Below are 22,004 nucleotides of genomic sequence, written 5' to 3' on the forward strand. Positions count from 1 at the left end.
CGCGCCGGCCGCGGTCGAGGCACGCCGCAAGGCGCGCCCCGGCTGGCCCCATGCAAACCGCCTGCGCAACCGTACATGCGGCATATGCGCGCCGCTGCACATTGGGCGCCAGCGCCCGCGCGTTCGCCGCGGCGCAGGCCGGCGACACGACTTGCGGTCGATGCATCGCACCGGCTGAGCGGGCAAGCGGCCGGCACGGCACGGGGCCGTGCAATGGCTGCTCACCGCGCAACGTCGGCAGCGCCTGCCGCACGCCGTGCCCTTACGACGACGGCGCGGCAACGGTGAGCCTGCCGTGACCTTGCCGATCCGCATCGGCGCCACCGCGCGCCGTCACGCATCACCACGCGCCGTTCCACACGGTCGCAATGACAATGATTCCTGCGGGGAATGCACTTCAGACGGGGCCAACGACAACACCAATGCGGAAAGCGGACGGGGTGACATGCACCCCGCCCGTCCTCCAAGGCAGCCGACGGCTGCCTACCCTCGTGCCAGAGAGTTCTCGGCCGGATGACGCGCCGTGCATCGCACGTCGCGGCTCCGGAAAATGATGTGACGCCTGTGAACGCACCGTCGATCACGGCCTTCGACGCTCGCGCGGCTGCGCGGTGCATGCACGACAGACCGGCCGCGTGGCCGGTTGTTCCGTCAATGTCTCACGCGATACTTGCGCCATTTCTGATGCAGATCAAACCAGGCCGGTTTCGGTCTCGACGCCGCGCGATTTACTCGGTACCACGCACGAGCAGCACGGGCACCTGGGCGAGATGCGCCACGCGACGCGCGACGCTGCCGATCAGCCAGGCGGCGATGCCGCGCCGGCCGTGCGTGCCGACCACCAGCAGTTCGGCACGCCAGTGCACGGCGTCGCGCATCAGTGCGTGGGCCACGTCGTCGCTGGTCGGGCGGGTTTCGACGATACTGCGCTTGGTCGGGTTCCCGGTCGCATGGAACAGCGGGCCGATCTTCGCGAGTGCATCCTCGCCCTCCGCGCGATAGGCATCCTCGAGCGCGCGCACCGGCACGATATCCGTCAGACGAACCGCGCGATCGATCACGTATGCCGCGTACAGCAACGTTGTCGGCGTCGCGAAGCCGAGCCCGACGCGCACCGCGTGCAGCGACGGCTCGCTGCCGTCGACCGCGAACATCAGCCGCTGCAGGCCGCCATTCGACGGCAGCGCATAGGCGGCCGGCACGATCAGCAGCGCGCAGCGCGCGCGTGTCGTCAGCGTGTCCGACATCGCGCCTTCGACGAGCCGCAGCAGCCCGTGATGCGGATTCGCGCCGACTATCAGCACGTCCGCGCGCCATTCCGACGTGTCGTTCACCAGTGCATCGGCCACCGAGCCGCCCGTCACCGACGTATCGACGATGGCCTGCTCGACCTCGATCCCGCTATCGGCGAACAGCGCGGCGATCCGCTCGTTGACGGCTTGCGCTTCGCGCATCATGTCCTCGCGCGCGGACGTCAGCAGCGCGTCGATGCGCGGGATGTCGGGCAATACGAGGCGGGGGTTGTCGATTGCGCAGACGATGCGCAATCGCATGCCGGGACGCAGCAGCGTGCGCGCATAGCGTGCGGCGGACAGCGATTCGGGCGTCGGATCGACGGCCAGCGCGATCCGCGCAAGCGTCGGGATGGGCTGGGCAGGCTGCATGGCGAAGGCCTCCGTGCGTGCGCGTCGTCGCGGAACGACGACGGGAGCTTCGCGCGGAAGCGGCGCGCGGCGGCCGGATGGCCGCCACGGTCGCGGGGATCGGCGGGTTGCCACGCGAAGCGCGGACAAGCGATGCGTTCAGCATAGAACGTCCGGCCCGCACGTGCATGATCGCGATCAAGGGTCGCACGGGCTCCTGCCCGCGCCGCTTACGACTTCGTCGGCACCGATGCAGCCGAACGGTTCGCGTAGAACAGCGCGTACGCGATGCCGAGCAGCACGATCCACACCGGCCCGATCACGAGCGCGACGCGCGTGTCGGGCGTGAACGCCATCAGCACGACGACCAGCACGAGAAAACCCAGTGCGACGAACGAACCGAGCGGATAGAACGGCACGCGGATCGGCAGGCGCGCGATCTTGTCGGCCGACAGCGTGCGGCGAAAGCGCATCTGTGCGATCAGGATCACGCACCACGTCCAGATCGCGCCGAACGTCGACACCGACGTGAGCCACGTGAACACGTGCTGCGGCGCGAGATAGTTGAGCAGCACGCCGATCAGCAGCAGCGCGACCGAGACGATCACGCCGTACACCGGCACGCCGTTGCGGTTGACCTTGCCGAGCTTGCCCGGTGCCTGGCCTTGCTGCGCGAGGTTGTAGAGCATCCGCGCGGTGCTGAACAGGCCGCTGTTGCACGACGACAGCGCCGCGGTCAGCACGACGAAGTTGATGATGCCGGCGGCAGCCGGGATGCCGAGCCGCGAGAACGTCATCACGAACGGGCTGCCCTGCGTGCCGATCTGGTCCCACGGATAGAGCGACATGATCACGAACAGCGCGCCGATGTAGAAAATCAGCACGCGCCAGAACACCGAGTTCACGGCCTTCGTCAGCGACTTCTCCGGGTTGCACGCCTCGCCTGCCGTGAGACCGAGCATCTCGACGCCCAGATACGCGAACATCACGATCGGCAGCGCGGCGATCACGCCGTTGATGCCGTTCGGCATGAAACCGCCGTGCGCCCACAGGTTCGACAGGCCGATCGCGACACCGCCGTTGCCGATGCCGAACGCGATCATCAACCCGCCGCCGATGATCATCAGCACGATCGTGACGATCTTGATCAGCGCGAACCAGAACTCGAATTCACCGTACAGCTTGACCGCGATGAAGTTCACCGAGCCCATCGCCATGAGCGCCGCGAGCGCCCAGATCCAGTTCGGCACGGAGGGGAACCACATGTGCATGTAGACGCCGACCGCGGTGATTTCCGCCATGCAGGTGACGATCCACACGAACCAGTAGGTCCAGCCGGTCAGGTAGCCGGCCAGCGGCCCGAGGTAGTCGCGCGCGTAGCGGCTGAACGCGCCGGCGACGGGATTGGCGATCGCCATCTCGCCGAGTGCGCGCATGATCAGGAAAATCGCGATGCCGCCCAGCAGGTAGGTCAGCAGGATGGCCGGGCCGGCGACGCGGATCGCGGTGGCCGAGCCGAGGAACAGGCCGACGCCGATCGTCGCGCCGAGCGCCATCAGGTTGATGTGCCGCTCTTCCAGCCCACGGTGCAACTGGTCTTCTGGTTGTTTCAAGTCCGTCTCCTGGCAGCCGTGAACGGGCCGCCGTCATTGTCGATATCAATGCGCGACCGTTCATGCCGAACCCGGCATGCCGAAAACGAAATAATCTCCGCCGTCGTTTTCCGAATAAGAAACGACACGGATACTGCGTCAATCCGATGGGAATCGCCGCGGATTATCCGTATCTTCCGGAACAATCCGGAAAACGGATCGGGCCTTTCACGGAATACGCCCGTGCGGCCCGTGTGACGCGGCTGAGCGCGTAACGGACGGCACCGGGATCAATCGCTTTCGGCGCGAACGAATACGCGTCGAATGTGCGCGATCATGCGCACGCAATATGCAGGCGGGATTATATGGAGGATCAGTGGTTTCACGCCAGTCGATTTTCGTGGAAATCGTGGCGGGTTCCGACTCGCGTGATCGCGACGGCCCATGTCCGTCTGGATCAGTTCGTGGCAAACGCAGGCTCTTAAGGAACCGTTGCGGACTTCACTCATTTGACGTTGCCAGACCACCGCACACCGCGTCCTTCCGAAGGAGATACTGATCTAGTCCGGGAAAGCCAATCCGCTTCCGAACGGAGAATCCGTGTCGCAAATAGAGCGGAAGATTTCGTACCTCGCCAGTCTCAAGGAATACATTCTTGTCTGGCTCGATATCTTGGAGATATGCCAGCGTAGCCCGTAGGAGCGATGCGCCAATTCCGTGACCCTGCATCAGTGGAGAAACGGCGATGAATTCAATCCGACTGCAGTCGTGACATGAGAGTTTTGACTCTACGACCCTCCGGAGCAAGTCAATTCTGTGCAAGGATCGCTTGCCACAACCAGATGCGATCTGATGCCCTAGTTCTGCAAGGCTGGATGTATTTTCCGTAGTTGAACCCGGCGTAAAATAGCTGACGGCAACCAGTGCATCCCGCACCCATACACCGAGAACGGGAAGCGAAGCGTCGTGATGATATTGCAAGTAGCTTCTGAGGTAATTCGTCCGGCGGGCATCGAATCCCGGGGTTTGAGCAGACAGACACCATGCAAGCGTTGGATCACGCGAGAACGCTGCGTCAATCAACGCGATTGATGACTCAAGAAACTGACGGGATAGCGGCACTACTTTCGATTCGGTGAGATACATGATCGAGGCGGTGAACGTTTCTTGCATCGGGAATACAACGACACGCGAGTTGACATTAGCACGGAGTTGAACGTCACAACATCGACCGTCAACCGCGTTCGATCTACCTCACACGTCCACCGACATGACGTGCTGCGACGGAATGAGTAACGGCGGCGCCGGACACTTGCAAACGCACAGATCATCACTCAGCGCTACGCGGCGACCATCTGGCCCGGTCATCGGAATTCGCGGGCCGATGCATTTGATCTTGCCGATCGTCTTGCATACCGGGCAGAACACAGCGTCATCCTCATGCGCGATGTGCCTGCCGTCGAGCGCGAACGGCGTAGCCTTAGCTTGTACCGTTCCGGCCACCGTCGTATGATCGCCGTCGAAAATCATGTATCTCGTCATGATCGTTAGCCGTGTTGTATTTCTCGTCAGGTATCGTACCCAACTGGCTCTGTTCGATGACAGGCGGTGCTCATGCCTTTCTCGAACTGGCACCGACTTCCTGCTTACCGCGAGTACGAGCCAATAACCAACCTCCGGACCGAAACTCTACTCACGTCAATACCTCTTCAAAGCCTCTTCGAGTCTTTGACGGTATTTCGCAGGCACTCCATCATTACCAGCCAATAGCTCTTCAAGTATCAAGCGTGCGTCAATTTTCTCGGTATTTACGTGCCCTTCCACCCACCCATCAAACTTCCCATGAGCAGTAAATTTCCGAAAATAGCTAGCTTTAATCCCGAAAGCAACATTTGCAAGGAGCATTGGAATCCTCCAAGCTAAAGTCAGCAAAGACGTTTGAGGTGTAATCGCATGCTTAAAAATGTTCCCCCGGTCAACACACGAGTCTAGGTTTCCAAGCGCCTCGATGAGCCAGTGTCGCTGCGGTATTACACTCGCAACCATAATGCGATCAACAAGAAAATCCTGAAATCGCAAGTCTCTTTTTATAATTTCTGGGCAAATTCTCTCGCTTGCCCGATGAATTGCTCGAACGCTGGACAAGTTCTGTCCCGCAGCCTCGATAAAGCCATTGTCCTGAAGCGCGACGCACACCGTATTCAAGACAAACGAATCGCAAACACCTGAAATATTTTTCCTGACGATCGCTTCAATCTCACCAGTCATTCTTCCCTCGACGTCGAATATGCAACGCTACCCGTTCTGTTTCTCACTCGGTGACCAGTGCCAGTTTGTCGTACCCCAAGAACTGCCTTCGATCACCGGCATGGTTTCGCCCGCTTCGAAATAGCGACGGCTTCCGGCCTTGGCTGGTGTATGCCACCACCCCGCTTCCGGGCATGTACTGCCGCCCCGCACACTTTGGCGGGCCGGTTCGCGATTCACGGGCGGCGGAACGATAGTCGGCGGCTCAGGGATCGGCGGGGCATCGGGCAAATCGAAGCGTGCTACCCACTTCCGCGCGTTCTTCACATCCGCGCTCGGAAGATCGGGAATATAGGTATGCAGCGCATCAGGCTTGGGATCGCGGAGTGTCCGCAGGACGCTATTCACGAACACGTACGGCTCAGGCAAACCCTCTTCAGGAGCGCCAAGGCGCGGGAAGTCACCCGCACGGATCATCAAGCAAGCATTCGCGCGCTCGACGTGAATATCAGGGCGATCCAGTTTTTCTCGAATCACCGCTTCGCCGCCCAAGCGCTCGATGAACAATTCGCCCAGGATCGTGTACCAACTCACTCCTTTGATGAAACCCCATCGAGCAACCTTAGCACCAGGACGCAGGTAGTCATACTGAGCCGTCATTTCTTCGAGAGAATCGCCCTCATACGAGTTTGCCTCGTAATCTGATTTCTGCAGGTGAGCAGTGCTATCAATATCCAATCCACTGAAACGTTCCGCAAGCGCCCATTCCTGCGGCATGTACCGATTATAATTAAATGCAAGTATCGGTGCTAATCCACCGTAACCAGCACGCACAACGAGTTTCCCGCAGATATATCTCAAAAAATCCTCGTACTGCGCAATTCCTTCACTGGTCGCCATCAAGTTCATTGGTACATTGAACTTCAGATACGACAATCCAGATTCCCTCCCTTTTGCCACGCGCAGCAACCCGTTGGGATGAACATAGTCCTGTGCCAGTGCCGACCCCGTGAGCGTCTTGATGCTATATTCAGCCGCAGTGTCTTGATCCATCGCACTAGACAAAACAACACTCACTTTCAAATGCGGCGGCGAATCGATGATCGCACGGCGAATTTTCTCAATACCCTTGTCGTTCCGCTTCGTAAACTTACCGAGGTCAGTGTCCTTGCCTCCCTTCAGATGCTCACCGAACATTTCGGTGAAGCGGTCGAAGCAGTCGAGGATCGCCTGTCGCACCTCAGGCTGCGAACCACGCTCGAAGAACACCGTACCGATGACACCCGGCAACACACCCATCGAGTTGTCGGCAAGGCGCACGCTCAAATCTTCTTGATAGCGGGAAAGCGCCTGCAACGGCGTCAAGACAGGTTTCGGATCACTCAAAGTCATAATCGGGTCGTCTATTGATCAGTCGGGCATAAATTCAGTCAGTTCGCAGCCAGCGCTGCCACTGCACTCCCACCGCCAAGCACTACGCCAAGCGCCGCAGCAAGGCCCGCGGCAGCTTCCGCGCCAGCCGCGATAATCGCACACAGAGCAGCAAATATCGCAATCAACTCAGGCAACAACAGGATCACGATCGCAACGCCGACCACAATGGCTACCGCTATCGCGGCCCCCTTCAGCATCGTCACGCCGACCTGCGCCCAATCGATATGCGTGAGCACATCCCACGTCATATCGGTCATTTGCACAATTGCCTCCCATCCGGCCTTGAGTTGCGCAGCCGTGTAGCGGAATATTTCGTGCCCTTTCTCGTCAACCCATACCCAAGCGCTATGCGCCTTGTCAGCGACCCACTGACCCGCCGTAAACATCCACGCCGCATGCTGACGCAGGAACGCACTGGTTTCAGCAGACACGTATGAATATCCACGATGAACGGCATCCCAGACAGGGGCGACCGCATGTTCGACCTCTTCGCCGAACTCGTGCGCCTTTTGCCACCAGTCCTCATACCAGACATGGTGCGGGACAGCGGGAACACTGCGGATGGGTACAGTCTGCCGCTCCTTCTCATCATTGGTTTTCGGTGCGGGAACGGGCACGGGCTTGGGGATCTTTTGTAGTTCACCGTTGCAATCGGTCACGTCGATCACGGTCATGCGATTCTTGTATTCACCAGCGATCAGCTTATAGGCTTCTTGCTGAGCCTCACCCAAGGAGTCACCCGGAAACTTTACTTCGACAAGCCGCAACAAATTCGGAACATGGCGGCCGCCCTCGCGATCAATCGTCCCACGCCCCGGCCAAAGAATCGCTTCCTTATCAACAATGATTACATCAGGACGTCGTAGCAGACCGACAGTTGCCCCCGGTGGAAATGGATTCAAACTGCGGCGACGTTCCGCCCCGTAGGGGTTCTCGTTACTTAGGAACGGAATAGGAATACCACCGATCATTGCATCTGCCGGTGTCATATCGAAGCTGACTTCGGCCTTGTACTTAAATATCCACTTCCATTTGAACTCTTCCTCGATGATCATCGGCACACTCATCGCGGATTGCATGAGCAACCGGTGAACGATCGATCCATCGCGCAACTTGACGGGAACGTATTTCGCCGTTTTCAGTGCTTTCTCGACCTTTTCCTGCAAATATCCCTTGGTTCCCGGCGGCAAATATGCGTACTCAGGTACGCGCTCTTTGATCGTCTCGCACGCGCCTGCCGGTTGAAGTGATCCGCCCATTTTGTTCTCCAAGTATCGTCGGCACTCACGTGCGCTCGTCAGGGTCACCCTTCAGGTAATCGGCCCAAATATCAGGCTCTCCACCACCTGCATACTTCCACGGCTCGACATCCTGCTTTTCTTGCTCGAACGCCTTGAGGCTCACACTCTGTGCACTCGGCGTAAAAACCGGCACTGTCTCGCCTAGATCGTTCGTATGGCCGAGCACGGTTCGTCCCGATGGCAGTTTCATTTCGTAGGCGTGTCGAATCATCGGCGTGCCGTCGTTCTCGCTTTTGAGGACGTATTGCGCCTGATACGACGGTTTGAACTGCGGCATCGCGTACGACTCACTGACCGGCCCCGCGAAGCTGAATGACGCGCCCTTGAAGTCAACATTGCCCGGTGCGTGTATCGAGACGTTGCCGCCTTTGATGCGGATCGTCGCACCGCCGCAGTACAGGACTAGCTCCTGATCGGCTGCGATTTCCATCCGGCCGGCCACCGACAACAGTTTCACAAGCTGCTGCGCGATCATTTCAAGATCGCCGTCCCGCGCCAGTATTTCGACCTTGCCTTTGCCCGCCACGGCTTTGATGCCTTGATTACGCGCAAACAGGCTCAGGTGATCAATCGCGGCCGCGTGCATCGATCCGCCCGCAGCGAAATATGAATCCTGGCCGCTGATCCAGTTCGCCTGTTGGTCGGCACTCGCGTGTAGCGACTGATGCGTGGACAGGCCGATACCGGCCGGACTGCCGAGCAGCAACAGCGGCTCAGCGAAGGAGTTGGCGTTACCCGTGCCACCGCCTGCCGTCCGACCTCCGGATGATTCGCCGGATGCCGCTTGCTTCGTTGCGTCGGTGAACTTCGTCAGCGCATCGACACCGAGTTTCAGGCTCTCGGCCTGATGCTGTTCACTTGCGTCCGAAATACTGCCGAGCAGGTCTTTTGAGCGTGTAAGCTGTTCACGCGCTTCGTCAACATCGAGTTGATCACTGTCACGCGACACGGGATGGGCGCTGATCGACACGCCCCGGCTGCCGCGCACAGATGCGTAATGGTCGGCGTGCAACAGCAATCCCGAACCGAGATATCGCCCGCGCGTGTTTCCGCTCTGCTGAATCAAGTATCCCTGCGCGATCGATGCGTAGCTGCTGCCCGTGTAGCTGACGAGCCGTGTACCGCTTTGATTCGTGGCGTCGTCGTGGACGAACGAATTGAACGCGCCCGTACCTCCGAACCCCTGCGACTGGAATCCCGACAGCAGCACATTCGAATGCCACGGAGAAGGTGTCGCGCCGCCGTTGACGCGCCCCAAAATGAACGGTTTGTCGCAATCGTTTGCCCAATAGGCGACCAAAACCCATTCACCGGCCCGTGGCACGTGCACCGAGCCGTAGCCGTTGCCTGTATCGGCCTGCATGGTCGATAGTAGCGGCGACGATGCGAAGGTGCCGTCCGGGTTCTTGCGGTCCCATGCGAAATGCACACGTACCTGGTTCCGCTCGTTCGTCCACGCTTCCGATCCTTGCTGCGTCACGACGATCGCATGCTCGATGGTCATGTTCGGCTTGGAATGCGCGAGCGGGCTGCGATATTCGACACTCGCCTCTTGTGCCTCAACCTCGATGACGAAAAACCCGGCCGTCCCGTCCTGCGGGTGCTCTGGTGTCTTGAAGCGCGTCCCATGTGCTGCCTGCTGCTCGGCCAGCGTTGCGCGCAGACTGCGCGGATATTCCGTCGCCTGTTGACCAATCGACACGTTGTTTTCGATGAACCAACGCACCTCAATGACGAGGAATTCCCGCTTCTTGGGATCGCTTTCGGGGTGACGCGGATGATTGTCCAACGTGAATCGCGATCCGGCATCGAGCCATCGCAGACCGCCGACTCCGAAATAGCGACGCGCACGCGAATCCCACTCTTCAACACGACGACGGGCACGGCCTTCGCCGCTGTCTGAATCCGGATAGCCGTACGCCGTCGGCTGATAAATCGTCATCGGTGCAGCAGGGATGCTGCGCGATTCCGACTGCCGCCCGCCGTCCATTACATATGTCGTGGATTGCAGGGCACTTTCCGTCTGGAAATGGGATGTCGGGCGCTTATAGTCGAACGCACGCGACATATAACTCAGGCTCTGCATGGTCTGCATGACCGCCCACTGAGTGAACCCGTCCGCCTCGTGATCACTGTTCCCGCGATAATATTCGGCCGATTTTGCTTCCGGCATCGACGATACGCGGTCCACGATAACAAGCGTTGTTTTCGGCGGCTCGCCTTCCTTCGTCGGTTCGTGGACCCAACGAAGATACATGCCCTCATCTTCGAGAAGGCGGTACACGAAATGAAGATCGGATTCGCTCTGACGGCACCATGAGCGCACCGCAGGTTCGCGCGTCAGGTCGAACCGGAACCGCCCCTGCAACTGCGAATAGCGGTTGAACACGTCGGAAATGATTTCGCGCGCGTCCTTTTCGAGCCAGCCTTCATCGTTGCGGGTCTTGCTCAGGAAAATCAGCGCGGATGAAAATTCAAGCTGGTACGTTGATACGCTACCGTCACCGCCCAAATATCCAACCTGATGCACGAAACCGTGCACGGGTCGATAGACCGAATCTGCATACAGTGCCGTACGCTGTTGAATCCACAGGGTGACGGGCTGATGCATCAGCGACAGCAGCGCCGTATCGTCACGCAGCGACGCAACGTCGATTGTCCAATGGTAGTCACCGCCCATCCCGGACGATCCGCGTGCCCGCAGCGGGGTCAACGCGTTCTTGCCGAGTGGTGTATCCAGCATCAACAGCCGGTCGTGCTGCAACAACCCGCGATGAACGGCCTCGTACAGGTCGCGATTCTTCAGATCCCTGGGCGCGGGTCGTCTAAGCGCCATTTTTTGTCGTCCTTCTCTCAGGTTCGCTACCGTCAGTGGAACAACGCAAAGACAGTCAGCCGGCGGCGACGTCAGGTCGTTCGGGCACGATTGTAGTTAAAGACTGAGGAATAGTTGCCGACTCGACACGCACTTACGCACGGCCGCCGGAAGCGGCGCGCGCATGCATGCGTCACTCGACCTTGTCGGGAGGCATCGCCAATTGTTACCAAGCGTGCCAAAGGAGGTAGGGACTCCGTCCCTAAGGGGCGGCAAAACAATGGGGCCGGATCGATTTCCAGCGCTATCGCAATTCGTTCGACATGGTCGACCGATACGTTTCTTTTAACCTGATGGATAGAGGTCCGATCCAGCCCGGCGGCGAAACCAAACTCTTCTTGAGATAGCGCCCTTGCAACCCGCTGAACGCGAATGTCGTATGCCAATACATCTCGCAACCAGACGAGTTTGGCTTTCGGATTGGGACCTCTGAGCGCCGCAGGTCAGCTTACCGCCCACCCGAAATTGGGCACGCTTTCTTCGTCACCAACGGCCCCTCTGGGCGTCACTTCGACAGCGTCGCGCGCACCGTATATTCGCCTTCGAGCGCCCCGTGTTCCGGCCGCACGAAATAACGCGACGCGTCGAGATCGGCCGGCATCGGCTCGACCGGGTAGCCGTGCTTTTCCCACGCATCGAGGCCGCCCTTCAGCGCGCGAATGTTGTGGATCATCTTCTTGCGCTGCATCTTCGCGATCAGGCGCTTCGCGGTGGCTTCGTTCGGACACACGCAATAGACGACGATCGGCCGTTTCAGCAATTCGGGGTCGAGCAGGTCCGGCGAATCGAGATCGACCGGCACCGCGCCGGCGATCCGGTACGGTTCGCGCTCGCGAATCGCCTTCGGCCGTGCGTCGAAAATCAGCGGCGGCTCGTCCGACGTCATCATCTCGACGAGCTGCGGCGGCGAGATGCGCACCTGTGCGAGATAACGGCGGAACTGCACGCGGCGCACCCAGCGGTACAGCAGGAACGTGATGAAGATCGCGAGGAACGCGTCGAGGATCGTGCCGCCGCTCGCGCGCACCCACAGCACGAACTGGACGATCTGGTCGTGAATGGCCGCCCCGCCGACCAGCCAGAACGCGGCCCACAGCGACGCGCCGGCCAGGTCCCAGAACAGGAACACGCCGACACCGATCGCGGTCGTGCCGAGCAGCGGCGCCGACACGAGGCCGAGGCCCGGCAGGAACTTGGACAGCACGAGCAGCGGCGCACCGTATCTTTCGAATACGTTACGCGCGAAACGCAGCGTGGTGTCGAGCGACAGCGAGAAGCGCACGAGGCCGTTCAGCAGGCGCCGGCCGCGCGTGCGGCCCATGAAGAACCACAGCGAATCGGCCAGCATCGTCGCGCCGATCGCCGCCGCGAACATGCTGACCCAGGATGCCTGCCCCATTGCCGCCATCGTGCCGCCGAGAATCAGCATCGGCACGGCCGGCACCGGCACGCCGAGCTGCGTGATCAACACGCTCGCAAACACGGCCCACGGGCCGAGCGACGATGGAATAGCGATGGGAAAGTGCCACACGGCGGCGCTCCTGGAAGACATGCGGCCGCGCGACGAGGGCCGTCGGACCGGCTGGGCAGCGGCCGCCGCGGCACGTCCGCAGCCAACCAGTGCATGACGGGCATTCTAAACGGGTTTGGCCGCGATCGCGCGGAACCCGCGCCTTCGGCGCGGGCTTCGGGAGGTTGCCGGCACCGCCGTCGCGCTCAAGCGTCCGGGCGCTGCGCAAGCTGCGCGACGTGTTCCGCGTAGTCGGGAAACGCGGCGGCCAGCGCGGCTGCGTCGGCCAGTTCGAATTCCGCGAACTCGAAACCCGGCGCCACCGTGCAGCCGACGAGCGCGACGTGCTCCGGCGCCGCGCAGCGCGCGCCGAACCAGCTCCCGGCCCGCACGACCGCCTGGAACACGGTGCCCGGATGCGTAAGCGGGTTGCCCAGCCGGTGGATCGTCAAGCCGTCGCGCTCGTCGAGCACCCATACCTCGATCGGATCGCCCGCATAGAAATGCCAGACTTCGTCGGAACGGATCCGATGCCACGACGAGTAAGCGCCGTCGCACAACAGGTAGTAGATCGCCGTCGACGCGGCGCGCGGCGCGCCGTCGGCAGGTCGCACGACCGAATCGGTCGCACGGTAGGTTTCGCGGAAATAGCCGCCCTCGGGGTGCGGCTGCAGGTCGAACTGGCGAATCAGGTCGGTAGCGGAAATCGGCATGGCGGATGACGTCGGTTAGGTAAGGAACCGGACACCCGGCGCACCGGATCGCTTCGCCCGTCGCGAACGCGACCGCATGCCGCCGGATGCCGCTGGGTCGAACGCCGCGGCCATGCGCGCGGCGAACAAGCGGACACCGGCCGATGCTGCCAGAACTGCGCATCGGGATGCAACCATGGGCACGCGATTGCGCCCATGGGGCGCACCGGGAGTACCGCCCTCGCCCGGCCGGTGGCCGGTGCGACAGAAACGGTGGCCGCGTTCACGTGCCGAGCGTCGGCCGGCGCGTCGTGCTTTTCCGTTTCGCCAGGCCGTCATCCGGCGAATCCGCGCGACCGCCGCCGCCCATGCGTCAGCGCCGCGCCCGCGGACGTCACGCAGCCGACGGCGCGCCGGGCTCGCTGTGCCGCACCAGCAGCACGGGCCGGTCGGCCGCGCGCAGCAGCGATTCGGCAACGCTGCCGAGCAGCAGCCTGCGCAGGCCGTGCCGCCCGCTCGTGCCCATCACGATCAGGTCGGCATCGGTTTCGGCCGCCGTGCGCATCAGCACGGTGGCGACATCCTCGCCGTAGGCGTCGAGCGCGCGCACGGTGCCCGGCACATGCTCCTGGGCGAGCACCGCTTTCGCAGCGTCGAGCACCGGCGTCGCGGCATCGGTCGCGGCCGCATCGCCGTCGCGCTCGGCCGCGAAACCCGCATCGACGTCGACGAGCTGCGGCCGGTGCTCGACGACATACGCGCAGGTGACTTCGCCGCCTGACGCCGCCGCGATCCGGATCGCCTCGTTCAGCGCGAGACGCGCGCTCGGGCTGCCGTCAAGCCCGACGAAAATCCGCTTGTACATGGTCCGTCCCTCCGACCGGGCACGCCTCGCGCGTTGCGCGACAGCGGCCCGTTATCGCCACCCGGCCCGGTGCCGGGTGGCCTGCCGAACAGTCTGCCCCACGTGCCGACGCGCCCGTTGATGCGCGTCAAGTGCGGCCGGCGCGCCCGCTGCTTCACGCCGGTTGCCGCAAATTCTAGTGACCCCATTACAAAAAACGTGTAAATCGCGCACAATTTCATCTTGAAAATAGACGTTGCGTGCACCCGGTGCGAGTTTTGCCCGGTTTTGCTGCGCTGCCCTCGTGCCACGGGGCGGCCCCCGACAACAGAATGGCCATCGAATGACCGCCAGTGGAACCCCGACGCGTGACGCCCGAGGGCCCACGCGCCTCCAGATCATGTTACGCCAGCCGCTCGCGGCCGGCGTCGTTGCGCTGTGCGCCGGCGCGGCGCTGTCGCTCGGCGTCGCGCTGCTCGTGCGCGAGCAGTGGCAAGGCGCCGTCCATACGCGTTTCGAACGCCGCACGTCGCACGTGACGGCCATGCTCCGCCACGAGCTGCAGTCCGGCGTCGCCGTGCTCGAAGGCGCGCGCGGCGCGTTCAGCCTCGTCCCGGACATGACGCCCGAGCAGTGGCGCCGGTACGCGGACACGCTCGACCTCGACAGCGGCCGCTCGCCGGTTCGCCAGATCGGCTATGCGCCGCTGCCGCCCGCGACCCGCACCACGCTCGCCGGCACGAACCCGATGCCGGCCGGCACGCTCGCGACCGCGGTGCTCAGCGCGCCCGCGTCGAATTCGCCCGTCGTGCGCTTCGGCGCATCCGACGCGGCACCGCTCGCGCGCGCGCTGCAGACCGGCGACATCGCGCTCGGCGTCCACCCGGCCGACGACGACGCATCCCGCGACGCCCGCACCTTCACGCTGTTCGTGCCGGTCGCCACGTCGCCGCACGCGGCCGCCCCGCCGTCCGGCACGCGCGACACCGCCGCCGACGGGGTGCTGTTCGCGGCGTTGAGCCCGCGTCGCCTGATCGAGCGCGCGCTCGACGCGGAACGCGGAATCGACGTGTCGATGACCGCCGGCGGCGACCGGCGTGCGATCGTCAGCGTCGAAACGACGACCGACGAGGCGTCGGCATCGCCCGACCTGATGCGGCGCACCGACGAGCTGAGCTTCGGCGGCACCGTGCTGACGCTCGCCTATTCCGCGGACGGCCGCCCGAGCGCAACCGGCGCGCAACGCGCGGCCGGCACCGTGCTCGCTGCCGGGCTGATCGCGTCAATCGCGTTCGCGATGCTCGTCCATGCACTGCTGCGCCGCACCGGTGCCGCCGATTCCGGTGCGAGCAGCCGCGGCATCCTCAACGAGGCGCGGATGATGGGCATCATCCGTTCGTCGATGGAAGCGATCATCACGATCGACGAGAAGCAGACGGTCGTGATCTTCAATCCGATGGCCGAGCAGGTGTTCGGCGTGTCCGCGATGGAAGCGATCGGCGCGCCGCTGTCGCGCTTCATCCCCGAGCGGTTCCGCGCCGCGCACGCGAAGCACGTCGACCAGTTCGGCGTGACGGGCGTGTCCGAACGTCAGATGGGCCGCCAGCGGGTGCTGTTCGGGCTGCGCGCCAACGGCGAGGAGTTCCCGATCGAGGCGTCGATCTCGCAGATCCGCGACGCGTCCGGCAAGCTCTACACGGTGATGCTGCGCGACATCACCGAGCGGCAGCGCGCGGAGAATGCGCTGAAGCTGTCGCGCGAGGAATTGCGCGAACTGTCGGCGAACCTGCAGAACGTGCGCGAAGAGGAAAAGACCCGCATCGCGCGCGAACTGCATGACGACCTCGGCCAGCAGCTCACCGCGCTGAAGATGGATCTGTCGGTGGTCGAACAGCAACTGCGCGTGCCCGGCCGCGCGCTGCCCGACGAGGGCGTGCTGTCGCACCTGCAGGGCATGCGGCGGCTGATCGACGCGACGGTCGCATCGGTGCGGCGCATCGCGGCCGACCTGCGGCCCGTGATGCTCGACGATCTCGGCCTCGTGCCGGCGATCGAATGGCTCGCGAACGATTTCACGAACCGCTACGGGATCGACGTCGAGCGGCACATCGAAACGGGCGGCCTCACGTTCACCAGCACGGGCGCGACCACGTTGTTCCGGATCGTCCAGGAAGCGCTGACGAACGTCGCGCGCCATGCGGATGCGACGCGCGTCGCGCTGCGGCTCGACGTGGAGGAAGGCTACTGCGTGTTGCGCGTCGCGGACAACGGCCGCGGCTCGGCACCCGGCGGCCCGGCCCACGAAGACAAATCGTTCGGCCTGATCGGCATTCGCGAACGCGCCCACATGCTGGGCGGCACCGTGACGATCGACACCGCGCTCGCGCGCGGTTTCTCGATCACCGTCGCACTCCCGCTCAGCACCGTACAACAGGAAACGCTCATCACATGATCAAGGTGCTCATCGCCGACGACCATACGCTCGTACGCGACGGTCTGCGGCACATCCTCCAGAACGCCACCGGGTTCGAAGTGGCCGGCGAAGCCTGCGACGGCCCGTCGACGATCGCGCTCGTGCGCGCCACGCCCGCCCAGGTGCTGGTGCTCGACCTGTCGATGCCGGGCCGCAACGGCGTCGAGCTGATCAAGCAGATCAAGGACGAGAAGCCCGCGCTGCGTGTGCTCGTGCTGACCATGCACGCGGAGCAGCAGTACGCGGTGCGCGCGTTCCGCGCCGGCGCGTCGGGGTATCTGACGAAGGAAAGCGCGAGCGCCGAGCTGGTCGGCGCGGTCACGAAGGTGGCGTCGGGCGGCGTCTACGTGAGCCTCGCGATGGCCGAGCAGTTCGCGCAGAGCCTGAACGAGCCGGCCGAGACGTTGCCGCACCAGCGGCTGTCCGATCGCGAATTCGACGTGTTCCGGCGGATCGCGGCGGGCCAGACGCTGACCGAGATCGCCAACGCGTTGTGCGTGAGCGCGAAGACGGTCAGCACGTACAAGACACGGATCCTGGAAAAGATGCAGATGCCGCACGAAGCGGCGCTGGTGCGCTACGCGATGCGGCACAAGCTGCTCGACGAAACGGACGACGTCTAGCGACGTCTGCCAGCGGATGGCGTGCGCCGCCCGGTCGCGCGCCGTGCGCCCGACCGTGGGCGGCTCACCACGCCTACTTCGCGGGCACCGGGCACGCGAGATCGCCTTCCTCGCACGACAGATAACCCTTCAACGTTTCGGTGCGCGCTTTCGTCAGATCGTCGAGGCAGGTCGACACGACCATCGGATACGCGCTGCCGCCCTCGGCGTTCGCGCTGGAGAAGCTGCATTCGGCATCGCGGTACGCGATCCACGCACGCTGCGCGTTCACGAGCTTGTCGGCGAGCGGCCGCGCATCGCGCAGGCGCGCGGTGACGGCCTGGTAGATACGGTTCAGTTCCCCGTCGGATTTCCTGTACGCGCGATCGGCGCACGCCGTCATCGCCGCCTGGTCCGTCGCGTCGGCACAATTCGCCTGTGCATGGGCGACGTTCGCCGCCAGCGCCAGTGCGCACAGCAGGCCAGTCAAGACACGCATGGATGCTCCTTGTTGTTCGTTGAAGTCGTGGAACCCGGTGCCGGGCCTGTCATGCTGTCGCGCATCGACCGCCGTGCGGCGGCGATACCGATCGCGATGCTAGCGCACGCGCGCCGGCTTGTCAGCCGGCATCGCAGCGCCCGCGACGGCTTGCATATCGTCCCCGCGCACCTACACTGGAAAATCGATACGCCGCTTCAGGCCCGCGCTATCGCATCCATCCCGTCTCCGCTTCCGCGCATTCCTCAGCGCATTTCGCGTTCGCATCGCCGAGCGGGGTGGCGACTCGTCAGTCAGGTTCCTCCACCCTGCCCAACGTGCTTTCGCCGTCGCTCCCTGGAGGGAATCATGAGCTATCACCTGGAAGGCCGTCTGCTCGAGGTCTGCAACTGTCGCGTACTCTGCCCGTGCTGGATCGGCGAGGACCCGGATTTCGGCGTCTGCGACACGATCGTCGCATGGCATGTCGACAAGGGCACCGTCGACGGCGTCGACGTGAGCGGCAACACGATCGCCGCCGTGTGTCGTGTGCCGGGCAACATCCTGCAAGGCAACTGGACGGCCGCGATCTACGTCAGCGACACGGCGTCCGACGTGCAGGAGCAGGCGCTGCTGAAGGTCTACACCGGCCAGGCCGGCGGCCCGATCGCCGAACTCGCGAAACTGATCGGCACGGTCGTGTCGATCGAACGCGCCCCCATCGCGTTCAACGTCGAAGGGGCACGCGGCACACTGTCGATCAGCACCGACTACCACGCGGAACTCGAGCCGTATCTCGGCCCGAGCGGCGCGCAGACGACGCTGACCGACACCGTGTTCTCGACGGTACCCGGCGCGCCCGTGTTCGTCGGCAAGGCGCCGGTCTATCGGTCAAAGAACGCGGCGATCGGCATCGACGTCGATCTGAAGAATCACAACGCGCTGCAGAGCACGTTCCTGTTCGACGCGTGAAGCGCGATTGCAGGCCCACGGTCATGGCTGCTTCGCTCCATCGGCGCCTGTTTCCGCTCGTGCTCGCGAGTCTCGTCGCGTTCGCGTGGCTCACGCTGTGGGCATGGACGCGCAGCCCGTACGGGCGGTATCTCGACCACAGCGACAGCGCATTGTCCGCACCGTTCAGCGCGCTATGCCGCGCGCTGCCGGGCGGCACGCTGTGGCTGCCGGCCGCGTTCGACGCGGCCGGCTGGACGCTGATGATCCTCGCGATGATGCTGCCGACGACGTTGTCGCTGTTCGATGCGTTCGCCCGGGTCGTCGCGAGCCGCCCCGACCAGACGCGCCTGCTCGCGCTCGTCGGCATCGGCTACGTCGCCACGTGGAGCGGTTTCGGCCTCGTCGCGCACGGCCTGCACGGGCTGGTGCTGGCAGGTGTCGCGCGCGTTCCGGCGCTCGCGTGGCGCGGCTGGCTGATCGGCGCGGCCGTCTTCGCGCTCGCGGGCGCGTTCCAGTTCAGCGGACTGAAGACGCACTGCCTCGATCGTTGCCGCACGCCGTTCAGTTTCGTGATCAGCCGCTGGCGTGGCCGCACGCCGATGCGTCACGCGTTTGCGCTCGGCGTCAGCCACGGGCTCTTCTGCGTCGGCTGCTGCTGGGCGCTGATGCTGCTGATGTTCGTCGTCGGCACCGGCAGTCTCGGCTGGATGCTGGCGCTCGCCGCGTTGATGGCACTCGAGAAGAATGCGGCCTGGGGGCAGGCGCTCACCGCGCCGCTTGGCACCGCGTTGTTCGGCGCGGCCGTGCTGATCGTTGCCAGCCACGCGTGAGGCCCGCGATGCGACCGCTTGCCACCACGTTCGCGCTGCATGTCCGGCCAGGCATGCGCGTCGCCGCGCTGACGTCGATCGCGATGCTCGCGTTCGCGTCGAATTCGCTGCTGTGCCGGCTCGCGCTGCAGGCCGGACGGATCGACGCGGCCAGCTTCGGCAGCCTGCGTCTCGTATCCGGCGCGCTGATGCTCGCGATCGTCGCCCGCGCGGGTGCGCGCCGGCCCGCCCCGCCCGCGGACTGGCCCGCCGCGGCGATGCTGTTCGTGTACGTCGCGTGCTTCTCGTTTGCGTACCTGACCGTCAGCGCGGCCACCGGCGCGCTGATCCTGTTCGGCGCGGTGCAGCTGACGATGTTTGCGGCGGGATGGCACGCCGGCGAACGGTTTGCCGCGGCCGGCTGGGCCGGGTTCGGCGCGGCGCTCGGCGGACTGGTGTATCTCGTGTCGCCCGGGCTCGCCGCGCCGACGCCGCGCGGCGCCGCGCTGATGACGGCCGCGGGCATCGCATGGGGAATCTATTCGATACGCGGCCGTCGGCCCGTCGATCCGGTCGCGGCGACCGCCGGCAATTTCCTGCGCGCCGCGCCGCTGGCGCTCGCGCTGAGCGCCGCGCTCGCCGCCCGCTTCCACGTCACGCCGGCCGGCGTCGTACTCGCCGTGCTTTCCGGCGCGCTGAGCTCGGGCCTCGGCTACGTGCTCTGGTATGCCGCGCTGCGACACCTCACGGCGATGCGCGCCGCGGCGGTTCAGCTCTCCGTTCCCCCCATCGCTGCGTGCGGCGCCGTGCTGTTCCTGTCGGAACAGCCGACCTGGCGGCTCGCGCTCGCATCGACCGCGATCCTCGGCGGTGTCGCGGCCGTGCTCGCGACACGCGCGCGCCAGGCGGGCAGCCGCCGCTGATGCGCATCGGGCACAACGCGCTCGCGCCCGCCCCGACGATTCAGGCAGCCCAAATGCAAAACCCGCACACGGACACCGTGCACGGGTTTCGGAGGAGACGGCAAGCGCCGGGCGCCCTTGCGGGCGCTGCCAGGCTTAGTGGCCGAAGAACACCGACGAACGGTCGGTGGCGGCCGGCACCAGCACGCGCTGCCCCGACTGCGACGTCCCGACAGGGTTCGAGCCGTAGCCCGTTGCGTCGGCTTGCGCGCCGGTGTTCTGTGCGGCGGCGATCTTTGCCTGCGCGGCCTGGATGTTTTCCGGGTAGTTGATCCAGTCGTTCGGGTTGTAGCCGGCCTTTTCGAGCTGGACCAGCTCGGCGCGCACTTGCGCGCGCGTCAGCGGCTGCTGGCTCTGGGCGAACGAAACGACCGGTGCGGCCACCAGGGCGGCCAGTGCAACTGCCTTGATCAGCGATTTCATGATGCGTTACCTCCAGGATTGTTTTGTCAGGCGCTTCGGACTCGGGGTCGTTGCGCATGAGTAGAAGTCTAGGAGGCGGCTCTATCAGGGTAAATACTTAAATCGCGAATTCACTGTTGACGGAAAACATACAATCGTCGCGGAATTCACTGAATCGTCAGACGATTATCGGCGTTCGCGCACCGAATGCTGCGATACGGTGCCCGGCGCGCCCCGCCGGGCATCAGCGCCCCGACGACGCCATCAGCCGGTCGAACAGCAGCGCCTTGAGGCGAATCAGGTCGTCGGCGCCGATCTCGCCGAACGCCGCATGATGCAGCGTCAGCGCGGGCGCCGCCGGGTCGGCATGGACGGCCCGCACCGTGCCGTCGAGCGCCAGCAGCTCGACCCGGCCGCCCGTCGCGTACGGCAGCAGTACGCGCAAGGGCTCGCCGATGGCGGCAATCGGCCGGTCGACGGCAATCGACAGCCCGCTCACGCTGATGTCGTGCACCATCCCCATACCTTCCGCGCCCTCCGCTCCGCCTGCGCAGCACGCGGCGATCCGCACCGGCACGCGCGGCTCCGCGCGTGTGCGCAGGCGGTCGACGAAACCCGGCGGCGACAGGACCAGGAACCGCGCGCCGCCCGCCCCCTGCACCGACTCCACCGTCGCACCGAAACGCGACACCGCGGCACGGCCGATGGCCACCGCCTCGATGTCGTCGCCACTCGCGAAGTCGAACGCGGCCGCCGGCTGCGGCTCGACGAACAGCGCACCCGATGCGGCAATGCCGATCAGCCGGTAGCGCTGCAGCCCGCGGGTCGTGCCGACCCGGCGGCGGATGCCGATCGCGGCGCCCGCCGACAACCCCATTCGCGTGGCGTGCGGCACCCCGTCAGGCACGCGCGGCGCGGCTTCGGCTTCGGTGTCGTCGCGCCGACGTACCGGCCGGAAATGGTCGAACAGGAATGCATGCTGCGCGGCATCGCGCAGCGTCGTGCCCGCCGGCAGCAGCGCGGCGCCGTCGGCATCGTAGAGATCGAAGGCGAGCGGGACACCGGCGGCGAGGTCGTCGCGCGCGAGCGCGACGTAGTCGGAAAATAGCCTCATCGGAGAGGCGCGGAGCGACCGCGCGATCTGTCATGACACCATGATTACGGCAGCCGCGCGCGAAATCTGAAC

General features: G+C 64.2%; 19 protein-coding genes. 5 read left to right on the forward strand and 14 right to left on the reverse strand.

What is annotated here, in order from left to right; all coding sequences use genetic code 11:
• Positions 1 to 728 precede the first annotated feature (728 nt).
• The 11 genes from L810_RS15050 to L810_RS15090 all read right to left on the reverse strand — a co-directional run bounded on the left by L810_RS15050 (position 729) and on the right by L810_RS15090 (position 14,159).
• A complete protein-coding gene (locus L810_RS15050; RefSeq protein WP_021159144.1) occupies positions 729 to 1,664 on the reverse strand; it encodes a universal stress protein in 936 nt (311 codons plus the stop codon).
• Between the two features lie 209 nt (positions 1,665 to 1,873).
• The gene (locus L810_RS15055; RefSeq protein WP_021159145.1) at positions 1,874 to 3,256 is read right to left on the reverse strand and encodes an amino acid permease; all 1,383 of its coding nucleotides are present in this window, start codon (positions 3,254 to 3,256) and stop codon (positions 1,874 to 1,876) included.
• Positions 3,257 to 3,736: 480 nt separating this feature from the next.
• Positions 3,737 to 4,408 (reverse strand): GNAT family N-acetyltransferase, encoded by a 672-nt coding sequence (locus L810_RS49765; protein ID WP_081712859.1) that lies wholly within the window; start codon positions 4,406 to 4,408, stop codon positions 3,737 to 3,739.
• A gap of 81 nt (positions 4,409 to 4,489) precedes the next feature.
• A complete protein-coding gene (locus L810_RS15060) occupies positions 4,490 to 4,777 on the reverse strand; it encodes a PAAR domain-containing protein (protein ID WP_042974839.1) in 288 nt (95 codons plus the stop codon).
• A 156-nt stretch (positions 4,778 to 4,933) separates the two neighbouring features.
• Positions 4,934 to 5,503 (reverse strand): hypothetical protein, encoded by a 570-nt coding sequence (locus tag L810_RS47270; protein WP_155836276.1) that lies wholly within the window; start codon positions 5,501 to 5,503, stop codon positions 4,934 to 4,936.
• A 27-nt stretch (positions 5,504 to 5,530) separates the two neighbouring features.
• Entirely contained in the window at positions 5,531 to 6,874 is a 1,344-nt protein-coding gene (locus tag L810_RS15065) for a type VI immunity family protein (RefSeq protein ID WP_042974840.1), read from the reverse strand.
• 38 nt (positions 6,875 to 6,912) lie between these two features.
• Complete coding sequence (locus L810_RS15070; RefSeq protein ID WP_021159149.1) at positions 6,913 to 8,175, reverse strand: VRR-NUC domain-containing protein; 1,263 nt, start codon at positions 8,173 to 8,175, stop codon at positions 6,913 to 6,915.
• 25 nt (positions 8,176 to 8,200) lie between these two features.
• Positions 8,201 to 11,053: a type VI secretion system Vgr family protein gene (locus tag L810_RS15075; protein ID WP_021159150.1), complete on the reverse strand. Its 2,853-nt coding sequence runs from the start codon at positions 11,051 to 11,053 to the stop codon at positions 8,201 to 8,203.
• Between the two features lie 544 nt (positions 11,054 to 11,597).
• On the reverse strand, positions 11,598 to 12,623 hold the full coding sequence (locus L810_RS15080) for a DedA family protein/thiosulfate sulfurtransferase GlpE (protein ID WP_021159151.1): 1,026 nt from the start codon (positions 12,621 to 12,623) through the stop codon (positions 11,598 to 11,600).
• A gap of 185 nt (positions 12,624 to 12,808) precedes the next feature.
• On the reverse strand, positions 12,809 to 13,315 hold the full coding sequence (locus L810_RS15085; protein ID WP_021159152.1) for a cupin domain-containing protein: 507 nt from the start codon (positions 13,313 to 13,315) through the stop codon (positions 12,809 to 12,811).
• A 373-nt stretch (positions 13,316 to 13,688) separates the two neighbouring features.
• Positions 13,689 to 14,159 carry a universal stress protein gene (locus tag L810_RS15090; protein ID WP_021159153.1) on the reverse strand — a complete coding sequence of 157 codons (471 nt, stop codon included), beginning with the start codon at positions 14,157 to 14,159 and terminating at the stop codon, positions 13,689 to 13,691.
• A gap of 322 nt (positions 14,160 to 14,481) precedes the next feature.
• On the opposite strand from L810_RS15090, the gene L810_RS15095 reads away from it, so the two are divergent.
• Both L810_RS15095 and L810_RS15100 read left to right on the forward strand, forming a co-directional pair.
• The gene (locus L810_RS15095) at positions 14,482 to 16,590 is read left to right on the forward strand and encodes a PAS domain S-box protein (RefSeq protein ID WP_042974841.1); all 2,109 of its coding nucleotides are present in this window, start codon (positions 14,482 to 14,484) and stop codon (positions 16,588 to 16,590) included.
• Positions 16,587 to 17,234, forward strand: a complete 648-nt coding sequence (locus tag L810_RS15100) for a response regulator (protein WP_006483707.1) — start codon at positions 16,587 to 16,589, stop codon at positions 17,232 to 17,234. Before L810_RS15095 ends, L810_RS15100 begins: the two co-directional genes overlap by 4 nt.
• 73 nt (positions 17,235 to 17,307) lie before the next feature.
• On the opposite strand, the gene L810_RS15105 is transcribed toward L810_RS15100, so the two are convergent.
• Entirely contained in the window at positions 17,308 to 17,712 is a 405-nt protein-coding gene (locus tag L810_RS15105) for a lysozyme inhibitor LprI family protein (protein ID WP_021159155.1), read from the reverse strand.
• Between the two features lie 348 nt (positions 17,713 to 18,060).
• Between L810_RS15105 and L810_RS15110 the strand changes: the two genes are divergently transcribed.
• Genes L810_RS15110 through L810_RS15120 form a run of 3 tightly spaced genes read left to right on the forward strand, consistent with a single transcriptional unit; the run spans position 18,061 to position 20,377 of the window.
• Complete coding sequence (locus tag L810_RS15110) at positions 18,061 to 18,663, forward strand: DUF1326 domain-containing protein (RefSeq protein ID WP_021159156.1); 603 nt, start codon at positions 18,061 to 18,063, stop codon at positions 18,661 to 18,663.
• A gap of 23 nt (positions 18,664 to 18,686) precedes the next feature.
• The gene (locus tag L810_RS15115; RefSeq protein ID WP_021159157.1) at positions 18,687 to 19,475 is read left to right on the forward strand and encodes a DUF2182 domain-containing protein; all 789 of its coding nucleotides are present in this window, start codon (positions 18,687 to 18,689) and stop codon (positions 19,473 to 19,475) included.
• An 8-nt stretch (positions 19,476 to 19,483) separates the two neighbouring features.
• Positions 19,484 to 20,377, forward strand: a complete 894-nt coding sequence (locus L810_RS15120; RefSeq protein WP_021159158.1) for a DMT family transporter — start codon at positions 19,484 to 19,486, stop codon at positions 20,375 to 20,377.
• A 135-nt stretch (positions 20,378 to 20,512) separates the two neighbouring features.
• Here the strand turns inward: L810_RS15120 and L810_RS15125 are convergent, their stop codons facing one another.
• Positions 20,513 to 20,839 carry a DUF4148 domain-containing protein gene (locus L810_RS15125; protein ID WP_021159159.1) on the reverse strand — a complete coding sequence of 109 codons (327 nt, stop codon included), beginning with the start codon at positions 20,837 to 20,839 and terminating at the stop codon, positions 20,513 to 20,515.
• A 223-nt stretch (positions 20,840 to 21,062) separates the two neighbouring features.
• Positions 21,063 to 21,932, reverse strand: a complete 870-nt coding sequence (locus L810_RS15130) for a PilZ domain-containing protein (protein WP_021159160.1) — start codon at positions 21,930 to 21,932, stop codon at positions 21,063 to 21,065.
• Between the last annotated feature and the right edge of the window lie 72 nt (positions 21,933 to 22,004).

The organism is Burkholderia sp. AU4i, assembly GCF_000466765.1.
Taxonomy (GTDB): Bacteria; Pseudomonadota; Gammaproteobacteria; order Burkholderiales; family Burkholderiaceae; genus Burkholderia; species Burkholderia cepacia.